Annotated in this window: 19 protein-coding genes and 3 tRNA genes; 5 read left to right on the forward strand and 17 right to left on the reverse strand. The window is 69.5% G+C overall.

Annotation, left to right across the window (positions count from 1 at the left end):
- The gene (locus EFJ44_RS10815) at window positions 1-1,140 is read right to left on the reverse strand and encodes an isobutyryl-CoA dehydrogenase (protein WP_125257218.1); all 1,140 of its coding nucleotides are present in this window, start codon (window positions 1,138-1,140) and stop codon (window positions 1-3) included.
- Between the two features lie 253 nt (window positions 1,141-1,393).
- On the opposite strand from EFJ44_RS10815, the gene hemB reads away from it, so the two are divergent.
- Both hemB and EFJ44_RS10825 read left to right on the forward strand, forming a co-directional pair.
- Complete coding sequence (gene hemB, locus EFJ44_RS10820; protein ID WP_125257219.1) at window positions 1,394-2,398, forward strand: porphobilinogen synthase; 1,005 nt, start codon at window positions 1,394-1,396, stop codon at window positions 2,396-2,398.
- Between the two features lie 73 nt (window positions 2,399-2,471).
- A complete protein-coding gene (locus tag EFJ44_RS10825) occupies window positions 2,472-3,158 on the forward strand; it encodes a carbonic anhydrase (RefSeq protein ID WP_125257220.1) in 687 nt (228 codons plus the stop codon).
- 3 nt (window positions 3,159-3,161) lie between these two features.
- Here the strand turns inward: EFJ44_RS10825 and EFJ44_RS10830 are convergent, their stop codons facing one another.
- Genes EFJ44_RS10830 through EFJ44_RS10840 form a run of 3 tightly spaced genes read right to left on the reverse strand, consistent with a single transcriptional unit; the run spans window position 3,162 to window position 5,025 of the window.
- Window positions 3,162-3,704, reverse strand: coding sequence for a hypothetical protein (locus tag EFJ44_RS10830; RefSeq protein WP_125257221.1), 543 nt, complete (start codon window positions 3,702-3,704; stop codon window positions 3,162-3,164).
- Window positions 3,629-4,519 carry an NAD(P)-dependent oxidoreductase gene (locus tag EFJ44_RS10835; RefSeq protein WP_125257222.1) on the reverse strand — a complete coding sequence of 297 codons (891 nt, stop codon included), beginning with the start codon at window positions 4,517-4,519 and terminating at the stop codon, window positions 3,629-3,631. The genes EFJ44_RS10830 and EFJ44_RS10835 overlap by 76 nt, the downstream gene beginning before the upstream one ends.
- Window positions 4,516-5,025: a flavin reductase family protein gene (locus EFJ44_RS10840; RefSeq protein WP_125257223.1), complete on the reverse strand. Its 510-nt coding sequence runs from the start codon at window positions 5,023-5,025 to the stop codon at window positions 4,516-4,518. Before EFJ44_RS10840 ends, EFJ44_RS10835 begins: the two co-directional genes overlap by 4 nt.
- A 142-nt stretch (window positions 5,026-5,167) precedes the next feature.
- On the opposite strand from EFJ44_RS10840, the gene EFJ44_RS10845 reads away from it, so the two are divergent.
- Window positions 5,168-6,070 carry a flagellar motor protein MotB gene (locus tag EFJ44_RS10845; RefSeq protein WP_125257224.1) on the forward strand — a complete coding sequence of 301 codons (903 nt, stop codon included), beginning with the start codon at window positions 5,168-5,170 and terminating at the stop codon, window positions 6,068-6,070.
- 103 nt (window positions 6,071-6,173) lie between these two features.
- Window positions 6,174-6,926, forward strand: coding sequence for an arginyltransferase (locus EFJ44_RS10850; protein WP_125257225.1), 753 nt, complete (start codon window positions 6,174-6,176; stop codon window positions 6,924-6,926).
- Here the strand turns inward: EFJ44_RS10850 and parC are convergent.
- Window positions 6,909-9,110 carry a DNA topoisomerase IV subunit A gene (gene parC, locus EFJ44_RS10855; protein WP_125257226.1) on the reverse strand — a complete coding sequence of 734 codons (2,202 nt, stop codon included), beginning with the start codon at window positions 9,108-9,110 and terminating at the stop codon, window positions 6,909-6,911. The two genes, EFJ44_RS10850 and parC, sit on opposite strands and share 18 nt — an antisense overlap.
- Before the next feature lie 71 nt (window positions 9,111-9,181).
- The gene (locus tag EFJ44_RS10860) at window positions 9,182-10,789 is read right to left on the reverse strand and encodes a M28 family metallopeptidase (protein WP_125257227.1); all 1,608 of its coding nucleotides are present in this window, start codon (window positions 10,787-10,789) and stop codon (window positions 9,182-9,184) included.
- 133 nt (window positions 10,790-10,922) lie between these two features.
- On the opposite strand from EFJ44_RS10860, the gene sseA reads away from it, so the two are divergent.
- A complete protein-coding gene (gene sseA, locus EFJ44_RS10865; RefSeq protein ID WP_125257228.1) occupies window positions 10,923-11,750 on the forward strand; it encodes a 3-mercaptopyruvate sulfurtransferase in 828 nt (275 codons plus the stop codon).
- Between the two features lie 6 nt (window positions 11,751-11,756).
- On the opposite strand, the gene EFJ44_RS10870 is transcribed toward sseA, so the two are convergent.
- The 11 genes from EFJ44_RS10870 to EFJ44_RS10920 all read right to left on the reverse strand — a co-directional run bounded on the left by EFJ44_RS10870 (window position 11,757) and on the right by EFJ44_RS10920 (window position 19,456).
- A complete protein-coding gene (locus EFJ44_RS10870) occupies window positions 11,757-13,067 on the reverse strand; it encodes a dicarboxylate/amino acid:cation symporter (protein WP_125257229.1) in 1,311 nt (436 codons plus the stop codon).
- A 30-nt stretch (window positions 13,068-13,097) separates the two neighbouring features.
- Complete coding sequence (locus EFJ44_RS10875) at window positions 13,098-14,195, reverse strand: amino acid ABC transporter substrate-binding protein (protein ID WP_125257230.1); 1,098 nt, start codon at window positions 14,193-14,195, stop codon at window positions 13,098-13,100.
- A 54-nt stretch (window positions 14,196-14,249) separates the two neighbouring features.
- A tRNA-Arg gene (locus EFJ44_RS10880) sits at window positions 14,250-14,326 on the reverse strand.
- 80 nt (window positions 14,327-14,406) lie between these two features.
- A complete protein-coding gene (locus EFJ44_RS10885) occupies window positions 14,407-14,712 on the reverse strand; it encodes an ETC complex I subunit (RefSeq protein ID WP_125257231.1) in 306 nt (101 codons plus the stop codon).
- A 24-nt stretch (window positions 14,713-14,736) separates the two neighbouring features.
- Window positions 14,737-14,813: transfer RNA gene (locus EFJ44_RS10890), tRNA-Pro, on the reverse strand.
- Window positions 14,814-14,861: 48 nt separating this feature from the next.
- Window positions 14,862-15,335: a DUF192 domain-containing protein gene (locus EFJ44_RS10895; RefSeq protein WP_125257232.1), complete on the reverse strand. Its 474-nt coding sequence runs from the start codon at window positions 15,333-15,335 to the stop codon at window positions 14,862-14,864.
- A 31-nt stretch (window positions 15,336-15,366) separates the two neighbouring features.
- Entirely contained in the window at window positions 15,367-15,912 is a 546-nt protein-coding gene (locus EFJ44_RS10900) for a cold-shock protein (protein ID WP_125257233.1), read from the reverse strand.
- Window positions 15,913-16,091: 179 nt separating this feature from the next.
- A tRNA-Glu gene (locus EFJ44_RS10905) sits at window positions 16,092-16,166 on the reverse strand.
- 52 nt (window positions 16,167-16,218) lie between these two features.
- Complete coding sequence (gene recJ, locus EFJ44_RS10910; RefSeq protein ID WP_125257234.1) at window positions 16,219-18,027, reverse strand: single-stranded-DNA-specific exonuclease RecJ; 1,809 nt, start codon at window positions 18,025-18,027, stop codon at window positions 16,219-16,221.
- Complete coding sequence (gene glpX, locus EFJ44_RS10915) at window positions 18,027-18,980, reverse strand: class II fructose-bisphosphatase (RefSeq protein WP_125257235.1); 954 nt, start codon at window positions 18,978-18,980, stop codon at window positions 18,027-18,029. The genes recJ and glpX overlap by 1 nt, the downstream gene beginning before the upstream one ends.
- 53 nt (window positions 18,981-19,033) lie before the next feature.
- Window positions 19,034-19,456: a hypothetical protein gene (locus EFJ44_RS10920; protein ID WP_164511903.1), complete on the reverse strand. Its 423-nt coding sequence runs from the start codon at window positions 19,454-19,456 to the stop codon at window positions 19,034-19,036.
- Window positions 19,457-19,477: the final 21 nt, after the last annotated feature.

The following is a 19,477-nucleotide window of genomic DNA, read 5'->3' on the forward strand; positions in this document are numbered from 1 at the left end:
TTATTGCCGCATCATCTCCCGCGCCGTGATCACGCGCATGATCTCGTTCGTGCCTTCCAGGATGCGGTGGACGCGCAGGTCGCGGACGATCCGTTCAAGCGGATAGTCCTTCAGATAGCCGTAGCCGCCGTGCATCTGCAGGGCTTCGTCGGCGATCTCGAAGCACAGGTCCGTGGCCATGCGCTTGGCCATGGCGCACCACTTGGTCTTCTCCGGATGCCCCGTGTCGATGGCCCAGGCGCCGCGCAGGACCATCAGGCGGCAGGCCTCCAGCTGGGTCGCCATGTCCGCGAGCTTGAATTGGATGTTCTGGAATTCGTTCAGCGACTTGCCGAACTGCTTTCGTGTGGCGACATAGGCCTGCGCCGTCTCCAGCGCCAGCCGCGCCCCGCCCAGCGAGCAGGCCGCGATGTTCAGCCGCCCGCCGTCCAGACCCATCATGGCGTAGCGGAAGCCGTCGCCCTCCTTGCCCAGCAGGTTGGACGTCGGAATGCGGCAGTCGTCGAAGCTGACGATGGCCGTGGGCTGGCTGTTCCAGCCCATCTTCTTCTCCTGCGCCCCGAACGACAGGCCCGGCGTGCCCAGGTCGACGACGAAGGCCGAGATGCCCTTGGGCCCGGCCTCCCCGGTCCGCGCCATGACCACATAGACGTCGCTGGTCCCTGCGCCGGAGATGAAGGCCTTGGACCCGTTCAGCACCCAATGGTCGCCGTCGCGCGTCGCCGTGGTCCGCATCGCCGCCGCGTCGGAGCCCGAGCCCGGCTCCGTCAGGCAGTAGCTGGCGATCTTCTCCATGGTCGTCAGCGCCGGCACGTAGCGGGCGCGCAGGTCGTCGGAGCCGAAACCGTCGATCATCCACGTGGCCATGTTGTGGATCGAGATGAAGGCCGCCGTCGAGACGTCGCCGCGCGACAGCTCCTCGAAGATCACCGCCGCCTCGACGCGTCCCAGCGCCATGCCGCCGTGCTCCTCGCCGGCATAGATGGCCGCGAAGCCCATCTCGGCCGCCTGGCGCATGACGTCGACGGGGAAGTGTTTGGTCTCGTCCCACTCGGCCGAATGCGGGGCCAGTTCGGCCTCCGCGAAAGCGCGCGCCGCGTCTTGGATGGCGCGCTGGTCGTCGGTGAGGGCGAAGTCCATATGTTGCTCCCGCGTGGTCGGCCGTCAGGGCCGGCTCGCACGCCGTGCTTCTATCCAAGCCGTCGCGCGTCGTCACCCTCGCCGGCTGACGACCGCGTCTGACGTCGGGCCGTGCCAGTCTGCGTCGGTCGCCGGCCCGATCCGGACTCTCCGGACTCTCCGGACCCTGTTTTTGAGTCCGGACGGCGCCCCCGGCGCCCGGAAGTCACCGGTCCCTGTTCTCCAATGCGGCCAAGCCGCCTATGACGCCGTCATGACCCAGCCGTTCCTGCCCGCCGCCTTCCCCTTCGCCCGCCCCCGCCGGCTGCGCGCCGCCCCGTGGGTGCGTCGTCTGGTCGCCGAGACGACGCTGACGCCCGCCGATCTGGTCTGGCCGCTGATCGTCCACGACGGCAAGGACGACCGCATCCCGGTGCCGTCCATGCCGGGCGTGTTCCGCCTGTCGCCCAGGGCGGCGGCCGAGGCGGCGAAGGAGGCACGCGACCTCGGCATCCCCGCCGTCGCCCTGTTCCCCAACGTCGACCCGGCGATCAAGGACGGCGTCGGCACGGGCGCGACCGACCCGGACGGCCTGATCCCCGACTGCATCAGGGCCATCAAGGACGCGGCGCCCGAGGTCGGCGTGATCACCGACGTCGCGCTGGACTGCTACACCGACCACGGCCACGACGGCGTGCTGGAGGACGGGCGCATCGTCAACGACGCCAGTCTGGAGCGGCTGGCCGAGCAGGCCTTCATCCAGGCCCACGCGGGCGCCGACGTGGTGGCCCCCTCAGACATGATGGACGGCCGGGTCCAGGCGATCCGGGAGGCCCTGGAAGCGAATGGATTTCAGGATGTCCTGATCCTGTCCTACGCCGCCAAATATGCCTCGGCCTTCTACGGCCCCTATCGCGACGCGGTCGGCTCGGCGAAGCAGCTGACCGGCGACAAGAAGACCTATCAGATGGACTTCGCCAATGGCGACGAGGCCCTGCGCGAGGTGGCCATGGACCTGTCCGAGGGCGCCGACGCCGTGATGGTCAAGCCGGGGATGCTGTATCTCGACGTCGTCCGGCGCGTGTCCGAGACCTTCCGCGTCCCCACCTTCGCCTACCAGGTGTCCGGCGAGTACGCGATGATGAAGGCCTCCGCGGCCAACGGCTGGCTGGACGAGGACCGCGCCATCCTCGAAAGCCTGCACGCCTTCAAACGCGCCGGCGCGGCGGGCGTGCTGACCTATTTCGCGCCCCAGGCGGCGCGGCTTTTGGGCGCATGAGCTCCCGACTTGACGGTTAACGGCCGCGCTGGGCATACGGCGCTCGCTCAGGTCTGACGCAGGGGGATGCGCCATGTTCGGGTTCGGCAAGAACAAGACCGGGGGCTCCCCGCCGCCCGCTCCGATTGAGACCGCGCCCGCCCCGGCCGCCACGGAGCCCGCGGTCACGCCCGCCCCGCGCGGACCGACCCCCGACGAGGCGCTGCAACAGCTGCGCGACGGCAACGCCGCCTTCCTGCGCGGCGAGAACAATCTGGGGCACGTCAAGGCGAACGACCTGGACGACCTGCAGGGCGGCCAGAACCCCATCGCCACCATCGTCGGCTGCGCCGACAGCCGCACGCCGCCGACCATCCTGTTCAACCAGGGCTTCGGCCGTCTGTTCTCCATCCGCGTCGCGGGCAACACCGTCGACCGGCGCGGCCTGTCGTCGATCGTCTATGCGGTGAAGCACCTCAAGTGCCCGCTGGTCGTCGTCATGGGTCACACCGGCTGCGGCGCCGTGGCGGCGGCGGAATCCATCGTCGACGGCGCGGCGCTGGACCCCTCGCTTGAGGAGATGATCGTGCCGATCATCCCGCCGGTGCTCGCCGCGCGCGCAGGGAACGGATCGCCCGTCGAGGAGAACGCCCGCTGGGTCGCGCGCAAGCTGGCCACCGCCGACGCCAGCCTGGCCGACGCGGTCGAGGCCGGCACGCTGAAGATCGTCGCCGCCGTGAAGCAGATGCACTCCGGTGAGGTGAAATTCCTCGACGCCTGAGGCTTATTCGTCGCGGAGCTCGAGCGCCGTGTAGGGAGCCTGTCCGCGCTCGATCCGGATCAGGTCGAGCACGCCCACGATCTGATGTGCCCGCCAGGTGCTGAGGTAATAGGCCAACGCCCCGAGGGTCAGCCCGGCGCCGATCGCCACCACGTGCTGCAGGTTGTCGCGCGCGAAGCTGACCAGGCTGTCGCCCGCCACCTCGGCGACGATGGCGAGAACCGAAATCGGCACCGTCAGATAGGCGATCACGACCGCCTTCAGCATCTGCTCCTGGCGGCGGACGTTCAGGTTCGCCAGCGCCGACAGGGCGTCGAACGTGGGCCCGTCGACGTCCGCCAACAAGTCGAAGCTGTCCTGCGTCGACCTGTTCGCGCGAAAGCCCGTCAGGAAGTCGACCCCCACGTACCCCCACGCCCCCGGCGTGACGAAGCCCGACGGGATCAGGCTCCAGACGCCGAAAGGCTTCTTCAGGGCGCGCCAGAGCTCCCAGAGCCGCTCGCGATGCGGTCGCTCAGCCGCGCCGCCAGACTCGACGTGTCCCATCGCGATCCCCCCAACGCCTGCACCTCGGCATAGAACTGATCGACCAGCGCCGTCAGGGCAAGCCGGCTGCCGTTCCGCCGCGCCTCGTCCAGCACCAGACCGAGGTCCTTGCGCATCCAGTCGACCGCGAAGCCGAAGTCGAACTCGCCCCGACACATGGTCGCCCAGCGATTGTCCATCTGCCAGCTCTGCGCCGCGCCCTGCGACACGGCGGCCAGCACCGCCTCGGGGTCCAGCCCCGCCCGCTCCGTGAAGTGCACCGCTTCCGCGAGGCCCTGGACCACCCCGGCGATGCAGATCTGGTTGACCATCTTGGTCAGCTGACCGGATCCGGCGGGGCCCATGTGGCGGATCGCCTTGGAATAGGCGCCCAACGCGGGCCGGGCCGTCTCCAGCGCCGCCGCATCGCCCCCGACCATGACGCTGAGCTTGCCGGCCTCGGCGCCGGCCTGCCCGCCGGACACGGGGGCATCCAGAAAACGACGGCCGGACGCCTCGGCCAGCGCCGCCATCTCCCGGGCGACCACGGCCGAAGTCGTCGTGTGATCGACCACGACCGCGTCCGACGCCGTCGCTTCGAGCCCGGACGTCACGCTCCGCCGCACGTCGTCGTCGTCGCCGACGCACAGGATCAGCAGTTCGGCGCCGTCGGCCGCCGCGGCCGCCGACGCCGCAGCGCGTCCTCCGTGCGCCTCGGCCCAACGCGCGGCCTTCTCCGGAGACCGGTTGAAGCCCGTCACCTCATGTCCCGCGCGAACCAGATGCCCGGCCATCGGCGCGCCCATGACGCCCAGCCCCACGAAAGCGATCTTCATTCCCGGATCTCCGACGAGGCCTGCCCGTAGCGGCCACGGAAATAGGTCAGGGCGTCGCCGTCGGAGGTGTCGAAATCCTCGACGCGTCCGATGACGAGCAGATGATCTCCCACCTCCGACCGCGCATGGACGGCGCAGTCCAGACGCGCGAGCACGTCCGCCAGGCGCGGTGCGAAGCCGGGCGCGAACGTCGCGTCCTCGGGCGTCAAGCGACAGTCGCCCCGCGCGAAGCGGTCAGCCCGTTTCGCGTCGTCGGCGCGCAGGACATGCACCGCGAACCGCTCCGCCGCGGCGAAGGCCGGCATGCGCTCGCTCGTCAGGGCAATCGACCACAGAATGAGGCGTGGCTCCAACGACACCGACGCGAAGGAGTTGGCGGTGATTCCGACCGGTCCGCCGGGGCCGTCGACCGTCATCACGCAGACGCCCGTCGCGAAGGCGCCCAGGGCGCGGCGGTAGGCCATGGAAGCGGCCGCCAGATCGTCGGGCACGGGTTCGAGGGACATGACCCGCACCTAAGGGTCTTCGCTCCGCACCTCAAGCAGCGGCGCCCGAGCACAAGGCCGCAGGGCTCGCCGCTCATGGGAAACGCCACCTTAACCCTGTCTCCCCGATCCTTCGGCGGATGTTCCTCGCTCGCAGGTTTCCATGTCCAACGCCGACCGCCCGATCCTGATCAAGAAGGTCAAGAAGGTCGTCGGCCATGGCCATCACGGCGGGGCGTGGAAGGTGGCTTACGCGGACTTCGTGACCGCCATGATGGCCTTCTTCCTGCTGATGTGGCTGATCAACACGACGGACCCGGAGCAGAAGCGCGGCATCGCCGAGTATTTCGCCCCGGCCAGCGTCTCGGCCACCACGTCCGGCTCCGGCGGCATCCTCGGCGGGACGTCGCTCGGAGACGACGGCGCCAAGAGCTCCGGGTCGATGTCGGTGATCACTGAACTGGCCCCGGAGGCGCCGCAGGACGCGCCGCAGGAGGCCGGTCAGTCTTCCAACCTCGCCGCCGCCAGCGAGGAGGCCCTGCGCGAGGAAATCGCGCGCCGCGAGGCCGCGGAGTTCGCCTCCGCCGCCGCCTCCCTGCGCCAGGCCATGCAGTCGATGCCGGAACTGGCCGAGCTGTCGAAGCAGCTGATCATCGACCAGACGCCCGAAGGCCTGCGCATCCAGATCGTCGATCAGGAGGGCCGGTCCATGTTCGACCAGAACTCGGCCCGCCCGAACGCGCGCGCCCAGTTGCTGCTCCGCGCCGTGGCCAAGGTCATCGTCCAGCTGCCCAACCGCATCTCCATCACCGGCCACACGAGCGCGGTGGCCGGTTCCAGCCGCGCCAGCGCACCGGGCGACTGGGCGCTGTCGGCCCAGCGCGCGGACGCTTCGCGCCTGATCCTGCAGGCGGCGGGCGTCGACCCGGACCGCGTCTATTCGGTGTCCGGCAAGGCGGGGTCGGATCCGCTGTACCCCGACGATCCCACCCTCGCGGGCAATCGCCGCATCTCGATCGTGCTGCTCAGGGAAGCGCCGGTCCTGCCGCGGGACACCAGTCTGTGATCCCCGCCGCCCGCGGAGCGAATCGCCTTGCGGGCGCCACGAGGCGGCGTTCAAATCCGCCCATGAGCGGCGTCTCTTCTCGCGGATCCTCACGGAAGCGGCCGTGACCCAGCACGTCCCCCGTCGTCAGCTGCGGTTCTACATGACGGCGACGGCGCCCTGTCCCTACCTGCCCGGCAGGACGGAGCGGAAGGTCTTCGCCAACCTGCCCTTCTCCGACGGCGCCTGGGTCAACGACGAGCTGACCCAGGCGGGCTTCCGGCGCAGCCAGAACATCGCCTATCGCCCCGCCTGCGACGCCTGCGACGCCTGCGTGTCGGTCCGCATTCCCCTGAATCGCTTCGACATGTCGCGGAACCGCGCCCGCACGCTGCGCCGAAACGCTGATCTGGTCCGGCACTTCGTCGAGGCCGAGGCCACGGTCGAGCAGTTCGATCTGCTCCGCCGCTACCTGACGGCGCGGCACCCGACCGGCGGCATGAGCGACATGGGCTGGCTGGACTACGTCGCCATGGTCGAGGACACGGCCGTGCGGACGCATCTGGTCGAGTACCGCCTGCCTTCCCTGGACGGCGGGCCGGGCCGGCTGATGGGGGTGGCCCTCACCGACGTGCTCTCCGACGGCCTGTCCATGGTCTACAGCTTCTTCGACCCGTCCGAGGAAAAGCGCGGCCTCGGGGTCTTCGCCGTTCTGGACCACGTCGTGCAGGCGCGGAACCTCGGCCTGCCGTTCGTCTACCTCGGCTACTGGGTCGAAGGCTCGCGGACCATGGATTACAAGGCCCGCTTCCGCCCGCTCGAGGCGCTCACCCGCTTCGGCTGGGCGCCCCTTCCCGAACTACCGGAACTTCCTTAGGCCGCGGGGGCCCTGCCGCCCGGCCTGGGCGCGCTTGCCCAACCAGTCCTTCCAGTCCGGCCAGCTGCGGCGGCGTCCGCCGCCGTCGACCCATTCCGGCCCGGCCTCGGCCGCGAAGACCGTGACGTCGGCCAGTCCGCCCTGCTTGAAGCCCTGCAGCTTCACGCCCTTGCCACGGCCCATTTCCGGAAGCTCTTCAAGGGGGAAGACCAGCGCCTTGATGTTTTCCCCGATGGTGGCGACATGGTCTCCGGCGACCCGGACGGCGACCAGCATCTCGCCGTTCAGAACCTGCTTGCCGCCCCGCTTCTGCGCCAACAGGTCGTCTTCGGGCGCAATGAACCCGTAGCCGGCCTTCGACGCGACCAGCAGCCTGCCCCCGGGCCGATGGGCCAGCAGATTCACGATGTCGGCCTTTTCGTCGAGATCGATCATCAGCCGCAGCGGCTCGCCGTGCCCGCGCCCGGACGCCAGCTTGTCGGCCCCCACGGTGAAGATGCGCCCGTCCGACGCCGCCACCAGAAGCTTGTCGGTCGTGAAGGCCGGGACCAGGAAGGCCAGGGCGTCTCCCTCCTTGAACTTCAGTTCGGACGGATCCTCCACCTTTCCCTTGGCGGCGCGGATCCAGCCGCGTTCCGACAGGATCACCGTGATGGCTTCGCGCGGAATGAAGGCGTCGATCGGCGGCGGAGCCGAGACGTCCACCGCTTCCGCGATCGTGGTCCGCCGCGGCGACACCAGCGCCTTGCGCACGTCCTCCAGACCGATGGCCAGCAGCCTCGTCTGTTTGGCGGGCGAGGCGAACATCTCGTTCAGACCCGCAAGCTCCTCCGACAACTCCTTGAACTCGTTCTCGATCGCCATTTCTTCGATCCGCGCCAGCTGGCGCAGTCGGGTGTCGAGGACGTAGTCGGCCTGGGTCTCCGTCAGGCCGAAGCGAGCGATCAGCACGGCCTTCGGCGTCTCCTCCTCGCGGACGATGCGGATGACCTCGTCCAGATTCAGGAAGACGATGCGCAGGCCTTCCAGAAGGTGCAGCCGCGCCTCGATCCTGTCCGCCCGCCAGCGCGAGCGGCGGAGCAGAACCTCGCGACGGTGATCGAGGAAGGCGACGAGGCACGCCTTCAGCCCCATGACGCGAGGCGTGCCGTCGGCGTCCAGCACCGTCATGTTGATGGGGAAGCGGATCTCGAGATCCGACAGCCGGAAGAGGCTTTCCATCATCACGTCGGGCGTCACCGTGCGGCTCTTCGGCTCGAGCACGATGCGGACGTCCTCGGCCGACTCGTCGCGCACGTCGGCCAGAAGGGGCGACTTCTTCTGCTCGATCAGATCCGCCAGCTGCTCGATCAGCCGCCCTTTCTGAACCTGGTACGGCACCTCGGTGACGACGATCCGCCACATGCCGCGGCCCAGATCCTCCGTCTCCCAGCGCGCCCGCAGGCGCACGCCGCCGCGGCCGGTCTCATAGGCCTCCAGCAGGCTGGCGTGTCCCTCGACCGCCACGCCGCCGGTCGGGAAATCCGGCCCGGGGACCCGCGCGACCAGTCCCTCCGTCGTCGTCTCGGGCCGCTTCAGCAGGTCCAAACACGCGTCGATCAGTTCCGCGGCGTTGTGCGGCGGAATCGAGGTCGCCATGCCCACGGCGATGCCGGAAGACCCGTTGGCCAGCAGATTGGGGAAGCCCGCCGGCAGGACGACCGGCTCGGTGTCCTGGTCGTCATAGGTGGGGCGGAAGTCGACGGCGTCCTGGTCGATGCCTTGCAGCATCAGGGTCGCGGCCGCGGTCAGCTTGCACTCGGTGTAGCGCATGGCCGCGGCGTTATCGCCGTCGATGTTGCCGAAATTGCCCTGACCGTCCACCAGCGGGTAGCGCTGGGCGAAGTCCTGCGCCAGCCGCACCAGAGCGTCATAGATGGAGGCGTCGCCGTGCGGGTGATAGCCCCCCATCACCTCGCCCACCACCTTGGCGCACTTCCGCGCCGCCGCCTGTGGGTTCAGCCGCATCTGGTGCATCGCGTAAAGGATGCGGCGGTGCACCGGCTTGAAGCCGTCGCGCACGTCTGGCAGGGCGCGATTGGTGATCGTCGACAAGGCATAGGCCAGGTAGCGTCGGCTCAGCGCCTCGCCCATGGGCTCTTCGACGATGCGGCCGCCTTCCGGCGGCGGGGCGTGGATGGTCATCGGGCTCAGAATCGAAAACGGGACGCCAGTCTAGCGTCCCGTTCCGGCATTTACGCGTGCTGGACTGTGGATCAGTTCGCCGGTCGCTGGGCCGTCGGACGGTCCGGCGAGGCGAAGGGGCTGTCGGCGTACCACAGCGGCCGCTCGCCGTCCGCGATCGTGCGGGCGATCGAGGTGTTGACCACGGCGAAGCGGGCCGCGGCGTTCCAGTCGATGGGCAGGGTCACTTCATCGGAAACCTTGTGATAGTGGTTCTCGAGGAAGTCGGCGCTGGCCGCCGCGCCCGGGCCGGCGGGGCCCGGGTCCAGATAGACCGAAGGCACGCCCGCCTTCACGAACTCATAGTGGTCGGAGCGGACGAAGAAGGCCTCTTCGGGCGTCGGATCGGGCGTCAGGCCCACGCCCACCGCCTCGGTCGCCGCCTTGACCACAACCCCCAGCGTCGAGTGCTCCGCGCCGAAGGCGACCAGATCCTCGAAGGCGTAGGTCAGGATCGGCATGTCCAGGTTGACCGCCGCGACGATGTTCTGCAGCGGCACTGTCGGATTGGCGGCGAAATAGCTGGACCCCAGAAGGCCTTTCTCTTCAGCGGTCACGGCGAGGAAGATCACCGAGCGCTTCGGCGGATTCTTCGACAGCTCGCGGGCGACTTCGATCATCGTCGCGATGCCGGAGGCGTTGTCCATGGCGCCGTTGAAGATCTTGTCGTCGCCTTCCTGCTCGGGATCGACGCCTTCGTGATCCAGGTGGCCCAGAACGACGACGTACTCATTCTTCAGTTCCGGGTCGGAGCCTTCGAGCACGCCGACGACGTTGGGGCTCTCGATCAGCTCGGCGGAGGTCGAGATCGTGCCGCTCATGCGACCCGGCAGGGCGAAGCCCTGCACCCGCTCCGCCGCGCCCTTCGTCTGGACTTCCTGAGCCGACATCGGCGCGCCCGCGAACAGGGCGTCGGACATCGGCGTGCTCAGATACCCCTCGAACTGCAGGCCCTTCGCGTCGGACTGCGGTCGCCCCTGGGCGTCCGTCCACTTCATCTGGGGTTCGCCCAGGAAGGTCATCAGATAGGCCCACGGAGCCGGGCGCGCCTGCGCCGGCAACAGGGTCAGAACGCCGATCGCGCCGCGCTCCGCCGCCGTCGTCGCCTTCGAAGACTGGATGTGGGCGCTCAGCTCGCTCGGCAGGCCCTGCGGCATGTCATACAGAACCACCACGACCTTCCCGCGCACGTCCAGGCCGGCGTAGTCGTCGATGCCCTCGGTCGGCGCGACGACGCCATGGCCGACGAAGACCATCTCGGCATCGAACGCCTGCTCGCCGATGACGGTGCTGTACAGGGCCGCGTGCTGGCCCTGGGTGAAGGTCTGGTCGCCGACGCGCATCGTGCCGCCGGTCGTGGTGATGTTGGCGAAGGTGATCGGCTGGCGCCAGCTGGAGCCCTCGGCGTTCCCCAGCGGCTTCAGGCCGAACTCGGCATAGTGACGCTCGACGTACTCGGCGGCCAGGATGTGCCCGGCCGATCCGGTGTCGCGGCCTTCCAGCTCGTCCGACGCCAGGTAGGTGATGTGTCCCTTCATCCGGTCGCCCAGTTGCGCGTCGACCGTCTGGGCGAGGGCCACGGACGACGCGCCCGCCAGCAGGAGGGCCGAAAGGCCGGCGACGAACACGCGTTTGAACATGGTGAGGTTTCCTCGATCTCGATGCCGGCCAGCTAACATCGTGCGACCCGCGAAGTCACGCCGCCGCGCATTACATTCCGGTCATCCGGACGGCCCGCCGCGAGGCTGCGACCGGGCGTGATAGGATGTCGGCATGGACTCTCCGCTGATCTCGACACGGGAACTGGGCGACCGACTCGACGACCCCGCTCTGCGCCTCCTCGACGCCAGCTGGCATCTCGGCTCGCGCGACGGCCGGGCGGAATTCGAGCAGGCGCGCATTCCCGGCGCGCGCTTCTTCGACCTGGAAGCCGCCTCGGCCGCGGGGTCGCCCTTGCCGCACATGCTTCCCGATCCGCCGGACTTCGCCCCCTATGCGGGGTCTCTGGGGCTGACCGTCGAGGCGCCGATCGTGGTCTATGACGCCGTCGGCCTGTTCTCCGCGGCCCGGGTGCGCTGGATGCTGAAGATCATGGGCGCGCGCGACGTGCGCCTGCTGGACGGCGGCCTGCCGAAGTGGCGCGCCGAAGGCCGGCCGATGGAGAACGGGCCCCAGCGGCCGACGCCGCCTGAGGTGTTCCGGGCGAGGTTCGACGACGGAAGGGTCGTGGGCGTGCCGGAAGTCCGGGCGGCGCTCGCCGGCGAGACCCAGGTGATCGACGCCCGCGGGGCGGCGCGATTTCGGGGACAGGCGGCGGAAAGGCCCGGCGTGCGCCCGGGTCACATGCCCGGAGCGACCAATCTACCCTACTCCGACCTGCTGCGTTCCGACGGCACGGTAAAGACCGGAGCGGAGCTCGAGCATGTCTTCCAGGCCGCCGGCGTCGATCTCTCCCGGCCGGTAGTGACCACCTGCGGCTCCGGCGTCACGGCCGCGATCCTGTCGCTGGGGCTGGAGATCCTGGGCCGACCGTCCCGCCTGTATGACGGCAGCTGGTCCGAATGGGGCGCCCGCCCCGACCTGCCGGTCGAGACGGGCTGACCCGCATCAGGCAGGCGGGGCGACGGGGTCCGGCTCGTCGGCAGGGACCACGGCGTCGGTCTCGCCGCGGGAAACCACGGTGGCGGCGACCAGGTCGCCGGTCACGTTCAGGGTGGTCCTGCACATGTCGAGGAAGCGGTCGACGCCCAGGATCAGGCCGATCCCCTCCGGCGGAACGCCCACCATCACCAGGATCAGCGCCACGACGGGCAACGATCCCGCAGGCACGCCGGCCGTGCCGATGCCGCCCAGGATGCAGACCAGCATGACCACCAACTGCTGATACAGGCTCAGTTCGACGCCGAAGAACTGGGCGAGGAACAGCACGGTGACGCCTTCGAACAGGGCGGTGCCGTTCTGGTTCGCGGTGGCGCCCACCGTCAGCACGAAGCGGGAGATGCGGCGCGGCAGCTTCAGCTTCTCCTCCGCCGCCTTCAGGGCGATCGGCAGGGTCGCGTTGGAGGAGGCGGTGGAGAAGGCCACCACGAACGGCTCCTTCACGCCGTTGGCGAACTTCAGCGGATTCATGCCGCCGAAGATCATCACCAGCAGCGGGTAGACGACGAACATGTGGATCGCCATGGCGCCGAGGGCCACGCCGGCATAGGCGCCCAGCCGGACCAGCAGCTCCCAGCCGAACAGCGCGGCCAGGTTGAACATGAGCGCCGCGATCGCGATCGGGGCCAGTTTGATGACGAGGTTGATGAGCTTCATCATCACCTCGAACAGCCCCTGCAGGCTCTCCTGCAGCCGGTCCGTAGCCGGCGACTTCGCCATCACCATGCCGATGCCGAAGATCAGGGCGAAGACCATGACCGGCAGGATCTGGTTCTCCGCCGCGGCCGTGACGACGTTCGACGGGATCATGTCGAGGAAGAACTTGCCCGCCTCGATGCTTGTCGGCGCGTTTCCGACGATTCCCGCGGCGCCCTCCGCGCCCTCGGCCAGCAGCTGCTGCGCCAGCACCGGATCGACCCCGTCGCCCGGTCGGAAATAGTTGACCATGAGCAGGCCGATGCCCACGGCGATGGCCGACACGAGGACGGTGAACAGCAGCGTCTTGAACCCGACGCGCCCCAGCGATTTCAGATCGCCCATCTCGGCCACGCCGACGGCCAGGGCCGCGAACAGCAGGGGCAGTACCAGCATGAACAGCAGGCGCAGGAAGATCTGTCCGACCGCCTGGACGATCTCCATCACCCAAGGGATCACCACCAGGTCGTTCTGGTTGACGTAGAGCCCGCCCGCCAGGCCGAGCGTGAAGCCCAGCAGCATCCAGACGTAGAGCGGAATTCCGCCGCGCTTGACCGTGTCCATGCGTCCCCCTGTCGACCTTCTCGCCGAGGCCTATCGAATCGGAAGGGCGTACATCAGCCCGCCCGGTTCAGCGTTCCATTGTGCGTTGAGACCCCGGGCGAGGTCGAGGGGCGAATCCGCACCCACGTTCCGCTCGAAGATCTCGCCGTAATTTCCGCCCGCGGCGATCGCCGCGCGGGCCCAATCGCGGTCGAGGCCCAGCATGGGGCCGAACTCGCCGTCGAGCCCCAGCAGGCGGCGCGCCCGGGGATCGCGCGGCTCGTCGTCGCCGCGTGCGGCCGACTGGGTTATGCCCAGCTCCTCGGCGAGGACGAGTCCGTTCAGCGTCCACCGCACCACGGCGGTCCACCCTTCGTCGCCGCGCCGGGTGACCGGCCCCAGCGGCTCCTTGGAGATCACGTCCGGCAGGATCGCGTGTTGCTCGGGATTGGCGAGCGTCGTCCGCGCCGCCGCCAGAGCCGAGACGTCGGCCGTGAAGGCGTCGCAATCCTCCCGCGCATAGGCCTGCCGCGCCTCTTCCTCGCCGGCCAGCACGACCGGCTCGTAGTCGAGGCCGCGAACCCGGAACCAGTCGGCCAGGTTCAGCTGCGAGGTGGACGAGCCCTGCACGCAGACGCGCGCGCCGTTCAGTTCGGTGGCGCTGGTCAGGTTCAGCGCCCGACGAACCATGAAGCCCTGACCGTCGTAGTAATTGACGCCGGCGAACGCCACCCCCTCGCTGACGTCCCGGGTCATGGTCCAGCTGGTGTTCCGCCACAGGACGTCCACTCGCCCGTCCTGGACGGCGGCGAGGCGGTCGCGATTGCTCAGGGGCACGAACCGGACCGCGTTCGGATCCCCCAGCACGGCTGCGGCCAAGGCGCGGCAGAAATCGACGTCGAAGCCTCGCCATTGCCCGCGATTGTCGGTGAAGGCGAAGCCGACCAGTCCCTCATGGACGCCGCAGTTCAACCGGCCGCGCCGCTTGACCGCCTGCAGGGTCGGGCTCTCCAGCGCCACCACGCGGCCGCCGGTCGAGGGCGCGGTGACGCCGTCCCGTCCGGTCCGGTCCGGCTCCCGCGCGCGATCGCCGCAAGCCGGGAGGGCAAGGGCGAGGGGCAAGAGGATGGGGACCAGGCGGCGCAGCATCGCGGGCGGACCATAGCCCCCCACGCCCGCATCGCAACCCGCCGGGTCCGATCATGGCGCGCCCGGCAGGACTCGAACCTGCAACCGTCCGCTTAGAAGGCGGATGCTCTATCCGGTTGAGCTACGGGCGCCTGTTCCGGCGATACGCGTGCTCGCCACGCGGCTCAAGCGGCGAGCGACCGGGTCGCGAGCGGCGGCCGCCCGCAAGACGTCAGTGCGTCCAGGGCTGTCTCCGCCCCGTGGCGAAGTTGTCGGCATAGGCCTTGAGCACCGGCGCGGGCTCATTCGGCTCCTGCACGCGGAAGGCGATGCCGTGGCGCCGGGCGTAGTCCACGGCCTCTTCCTGGGTGTCGAAGGTCAGGCGGACCTGGCCGTTCATGTCGGTGGAACCGGTCCACCCCATCAGCGGATCCAGGAAGCGCGCCGAGGCGGGCTCGAATTCCAGCCGCCACTCGCGCGTCTTGGCCTTGCCGGACTGCATGGCGGTGCGGGCGGGACGATAGATGCGCGCGAACATGACGGTCTCCGATCACTTGTCCCTTGGTCGGGGCGAGAGGATTCGAACCTCCGACCCTCTGCTCCCAAAGCAGATGCGCTACCAGGCTGCGCCACACCCCGACGGAAGGGAGGGCCTTCTGCCACGCTCCGTGGAATCCGGCAACGAGATCAGCCGCCGAAGAACGGATGCACCACGCGATCGCCCGCTTTGGCGCCGATCTCGTCCATCCGCCCGGCGCGGGTTTCCAGAACGCCCTTGGCCGGGCCGTTCGAGGGATAGGTGCTCTCGGAATAGGGCGTGGTGTGTTTGGCGATCGAGACGATCCGGCCATCGGCCCCGATGTAGACGATGTCCAGCGAGCTCGGGGTGTTGCGCATCCAGAAGCCACGCTCCGCGGCCTCCGGAAACTCGAACAGCATGCCGCGGTCGTCGGCGAGGGGCTGGCGGAACATGAGGCCGCGCTGACGTTCCTCATCGTCGTCGGCGATCTCGACCCAGAACTCGTGCTCGCCCGACGTCGTCACGACGGTCAACTTCTCGAGCGGATTGCCGTCCTGGTCCTTCGGAACCGCAGCATCGCCCGCACAGGCGCCGAGCGCCGTCACCAGCGCCGCCGTCAAAACCAGTCTTCGATCGAACATGCTCGCCTCGCACTGCGCGGGGCGACGCCAGTCAGCCGCCCGGCCGAATCTCCGCCACCACGAGCCCTTTGGGACCCTCGGCGAACCGCACGGATACGGCCTCACCGGGCGCGAGGTCGTCAAGCCCGCATCGACGCAACGTCTCCACGTGCACGAAGATGTCGCCGGCCGCGCCGTCGCGGACCACGAAGCCGTAGCCCTTGGTGCGGTTGAACCACTTCACCACCGCTCGTTCCATGGGGCCGTCGACCTCGACGCCGGCGTCCGAAGCCTGACGCAGGGCGTCGTAGCCGCCGCGCCGGGGCGTCTCGGCCGGAGGGGCGTCGAGCGTCAGCACCTCCACCACCTGCCATCCCTTGGGGCGCCGCACGCAGTCGCAACTGATCGCCGCGCCCTCCGCCGCCTCTTCAAGTCCGCTCTGCCTCAGGCTGGAGACATGAAGAAGCACATCGCGGAGTTCGGTCTGCGACGGGTCGTCCGGAACGATGAAACCGTATCCCTTGCCGGGATCGAACCACTTGATCTTGCCCGCGATGCGCACCGTGGCGGACGCGCCCGCTTCCTCCAATTCCGACACAGCCTTGAGCCCCCCCTCCGCGACACGCGGGGCGGCTCATTTATCACCGTTCCGTGAATGACTGAAAAGGGAAAAAACGCTGCTTTTCCGAGCGCGACGAAGCCTTGCGCACGCGCGATCACGGCGTAGTCGCGCGTTTGGACGGGTGAGCGTCGCCAACTTTTTAGGAAGGCCCCGCGTGGCAGTCCCTAGGGGAATCGAACCCCTCTTTTCAGGTTGAAAACCTGACGTCCTAACCGATAGACGAAGGGACCGCTGCGCGGGGAGCCGGCGATATAGCCGCCGATTCCGATGGGTGCAACCCCCTCAAACCGCCCGCGGATCGGCGACGTCCTCGATCTCGAATTGCACCCCGCGGCGGCCGTTCCAGTCGTCCGCCCTGAGACGTCCCGCCACCATCAGCCCCCCCTGCCCCGCCAGCAACGCGCGGCCGAGCGGCAGGTCGGCGCAGCGCCACGCCACGGCCCGGACCGACGCGCCGTCAGGGCCGGTCAGACGGCACCGCACGTGTCCCTGCCCCATCGGCGCCGGCTCCCGCGCGACCACGCCTTCCAGCGCGAACATCGGCTCCGGGTTGCCCGGGCCGTGCGGCGTCAGCCTCTGGAACCCGTCGAAGAGGGCGCGATCGACCGCCCGCGGCTCGACCAGGGCGTCGATCTCCAGGGCGTCCAGCTCGACCGCGTCGGCGCGCGAGTCCCTGAGTCGCTCGTTCAGGAAGGCCGACAACTCGCCCACCCGGTCGGCGGCGACCGTCAGCCCCGCCGCCATCGGGTGCCCCCCGCCGGCCAACACGACGCCCGCGTCCCAGGCCGCCTGCACCGCGCGCCCCAGGTCCATGCCGGGTTGAGATCGCCCCGAGCCCTTGCCGACGTTGTTGACGGCGTCCAGGCCGATCACGATCACCGGCTTGCGCCAACGCTCGCGAAGCCGGCCCGCGACGACGCCGATCACGCCGGGGTGCCAGTCCTCGCCGGCCACCACGACGACGGCGCGGTCGTCGGCATGGGCGCCGGTGGCCTCGACCCGGCGCACGGCGGCTTCGGTGACCTGCCGTTCCACTTCCCGGCGTTCGAGGTTCAGGGAATGAAGCTCGGCCGCGAGCGAGCGCGCCTCGATCGGGTCGTCGGTCGACAGGAGCCGTGCGCCCAGATCGGCGCGGCCGATCCGGCCGCCCGCATTGATCCGCGGTCCCAGGATGAAGCCGGCATGGTTCGTTCCCGCCGGCCCCGGTTCCGACCCGGCCGCTTCCAGAAGCGCTCTGAGCCCCGGATTGGCCCATCCTGACATGACGCGGAGCCCGAGCATGGCCAATGCCCGGTTGAACCCCGTCAGGGCCGTCACGTCGCAGATGGCGCCCAGCGCGGCCAGGTCCAGCCATCGCCGCAGGTCCGGTTCCGGCCTCGACGTGAACAGGCCACGCCGACGTGCCTCGCGATTCAGCGCCGCCAGCAAGACGAAGACCACGCCCGCCGCCGCCAGATTGCCCTGACCGGAGCCGCATCCCGGCCGGTTCGGATTGACGACGGCCACGGCCGGGGGCGACGCCCGCATCAGGTGATGGTCGATCACCACGACCTTCAGTCCGATCGCGGCCGCATGCTCGAGCGCCGCCACCGCCGCGGCGCCGCAGTCCACGGTCACGACCAGATCGGCGCCCCGGGCCTTCAGGGCGTCGAAGGCCGCCGGGCTGGGGCCGTAGCCCTCGGTCAGACGATCGGGGACGTAGATCGGAAGATCGCGCCCCATGGCCCTGAACCATCGCACAAGCAGGGCGGCGCTGGACGCCCCGTCCACGTCGTAGTCGGCGAACACGTGCACCGCCGCGCCGCCTGCGACGGCGTCCACGATCGCCTCGGCAGCCACGTCCATGTCGAGGAAGGAGGACGGATCGGGGAACCATGTCCGCAGCGTCGGCTCCAGGAAGTCCGCCGCGCCCGCCGCGTCCTGCCCGCGCGCCGCAAGCGCCCTGGACAGCGGTTCGGTCAGGCCGTGCGCCTGCATGAGGCCACGCACGACCTCTGCGTCCGCCGCGCGTTGTCGCCAGGCGCGGCCCGATAGCGAGCGTTCCACCCCCATGAAGGCGGTCAGGGCTCCGTGCGGGGCCCCATCGGCCATCAGAGACGCCGCGTCGTGCGGATGCGCCGGACGGTCCCGTCAGACGAATCCATGACCAGCGTGTGCGTCGAGACGTAGCCCTCGCCCATCTGCACGCCATCCAGAAGGGCGCCCTTGGTGACGCCGGTGGCGGCGAAGACGGCGTCCTTGGACACCAGCTCATGCAGGTCGTACTTCCGGGAGAAGTCTGTCACGCCCGTGCGCGCCGCACGGGCCCGCTCCTCGTCGTTGCGGAAGATCAGGCGCCCTTGGAAATGCCCGCCCACGCACTTCAGCGCCGCGGCGGCCAGCACGCCCTCGGGCGCTCCGCCGGAGCCCAGGTACATGTCGATGCCCGTCTCGGGCTGGGTCGTATGGATCACGCCCGCCACGTCGCCGTCGGTGATCAGCACCACCTTGGCGCCGACCTCGCGCAGGGCGGCGATCAATTCCGCGTGGCGCGGGCGGTCCATGACGCAGACCGTGATCTGGTCCGTCGCCACGCCCTTGGCCTTGGCCAGCGACAGCACGTTGTCCTGGGGCGAGTTGTCCAGATCGACCGTGCCCGCCGGATAGCCCGGACCGACGGCGATCTTGTCCATGTAGGTGTCCGGGGCGTGCAGCATCCCGCCGCCCGGCGACATGGCCAGCACGCACAGGGCGTTGGCCATGGCCTTGGCCGTCAGCGTGGTGCCTTCCAGCGGATCCAACGCGATGTCGATCGCGGGGCCTTTGCCGGTGCCGACCTTCTCCCCGATGTACAGCATCGGCGCCTCGTCGCGTTCGCCCTCGCCGATCACGATCTTGCCGTCGATGTCGAGCGTGTTCAGGGCGGTGCGCATGGCGTCGACGGCCAGTTGGTCGGCGTGCTTCTCGTCGCCGCGGCCGATCTGGTCGTACGAGGCGATGGCCGCCAGCTCGGTGACGCGCGCGGCGTCGGCGGCGAGGTTGGAAGCGTGGGCCGTTTCGGCCATGGGCGATTCTCCTTGGCGAGAACAGGCTCGCAGATTCAGACGTCGGCGACGACTCAGCGTCGCGGAATGGGCGCGGGCGGGCGGGCACGTTCCCGCAGATCGCGGGCGAAGGCGTCCAGCTGTTCCCGGGTGCGCTGCGTGTCCGGCGAGACCGGCACGGCCTCGACGCGGGCGCGGACGTCGGCTTCCAATCCCGTGGCGTCGTCCACGGGCGGAAGGGCGGCCATCCGGGCCTGCAAGGCCGCGCCGTCCGCGCGCAGGGCCGCGACCTCGGCGCGCACCTCACCCGGCGTCGGCCCGTCCGTCCCGACGCTGGGAAAGTCCTCCCAGCGCGGATAGGCGCGATTCGCGTTGACGATCTCGGCGATGCGGGCGGTTTCTGCGGGATCCGCGCTTTCCGCCGTGTCGAGCGCGGTTTCGCAACCGCCCAGCGCCATCAACGCCGCGGCGGCGATGGGGGCGCCCGTCTTTTTCAATGCCGACGCGTTCATTTCGGG

Origin of the sequence: Brevundimonas fluminis, from assembly GCF_003934285.1 — a bacterium.
Taxonomy (GTDB): Bacteria; Pseudomonadota; Alphaproteobacteria; order Caulobacterales; family Caulobacteraceae; genus Brevundimonas; species Brevundimonas fluminis.

Excerpts from the sequence above, each read along its gene's own strand:
- EFJ44_RS10840 (WP_125257223.1), bottom strand. The coding sequence starts at position 5,025 with ATGTCCCTCGAACCCGTGCCCGACGATCTGGCGGCCGCTTCCATGGCC.
- EFJ44_RS10815 (WP_125257218.1), bottom strand. The coding sequence starts at position 1,140 with ATGGACTTCGCCCTCACCGACGACCAGCGCGCCATCCAAGACGCGGCG.
- EFJ44_RS10885 (WP_125257231.1), bottom strand. The coding sequence starts at position 14,712 with ATGTTCGCGCGCATCTATCGTCCCGCCCGCACCGCCATGCAGTCCGGC.
- EFJ44_RS10845 (WP_125257224.1), top strand. The coding sequence starts at position 5,168 with ATGTCCAACGCCGACCGCCCGATCCTGATCAAGAAGGTCAAGAAGGTC.
- EFJ44_RS10830 (WP_125257221.1), bottom strand. The coding sequence starts at position 3,704 with ATGGGACACGTCGAGTCTGGCGGCGCGGCTGAGCGACCGCATCGCGAG.
- EFJ44_RS10895 (WP_125257232.1), bottom strand. The coding sequence starts at position 15,335 with ATGTTCGATCGAAGACTGGTTTTGACGGCGGCGCTGGTGACGGCGCTC.
- glpX (WP_125257235.1), bottom strand. The coding sequence starts at position 18,980 with ATGGCCGAAACGGCCCACGCTTCCAACCTCGCCGCCGACGCCGCGCGC.
- EFJ44_RS10870 (WP_125257229.1), bottom strand. The coding sequence starts at position 13,067 with ATGGACACGGTCAAGCGCGGCGGAATTCCGCTCTACGTCTGGATGCTG.
- EFJ44_RS10835 (WP_125257222.1), bottom strand. The coding sequence starts at position 4,519 with ATGAAGATCGCTTTCGTGGGGCTGGGCGTCATGGGCGCGCCGATGGCC.
- EFJ44_RS10825 (WP_125257220.1), top strand. The coding sequence starts at position 2,472 with ATGTTCGGGTTCGGCAAGAACAAGACCGGGGGCTCCCCGCCGCCCGCT.
- hemB (WP_125257219.1), top strand. The coding sequence starts at position 1,394 with ATGACCCAGCCGTTCCTGCCCGCCGCCTTCCCCTTCGCCCGCCCCCGC.
- recJ (WP_125257234.1), bottom strand. The coding sequence starts at position 18,027 with ATGGCCGATGGGGCCCCGCACGGAGCCCTGACCGCCTTCATGGGGGTG.
- sseA (WP_125257228.1), top strand. The coding sequence starts at position 10,923 with ATGGACTCTCCGCTGATCTCGACACGGGAACTGGGCGACCGACTCGAC.
- EFJ44_RS10860 (WP_125257227.1), bottom strand. The coding sequence starts at position 10,789 with ATGTTCAAACGCGTGTTCGTCGCCGGCCTTTCGGCCCTCCTGCTGGCG.
- parC (WP_125257226.1), bottom strand. The coding sequence starts at position 9,110 with ATGACCATCCACGCCCCGCCGCCGGAAGGCGGCCGCATCGTCGAAGAG.
- EFJ44_RS10875 (WP_125257230.1), bottom strand. The coding sequence starts at position 14,195 with ATGCTGCGCCGCCTGGTCCCCATCCTCTTGCCCCTCGCCCTTGCCCTC.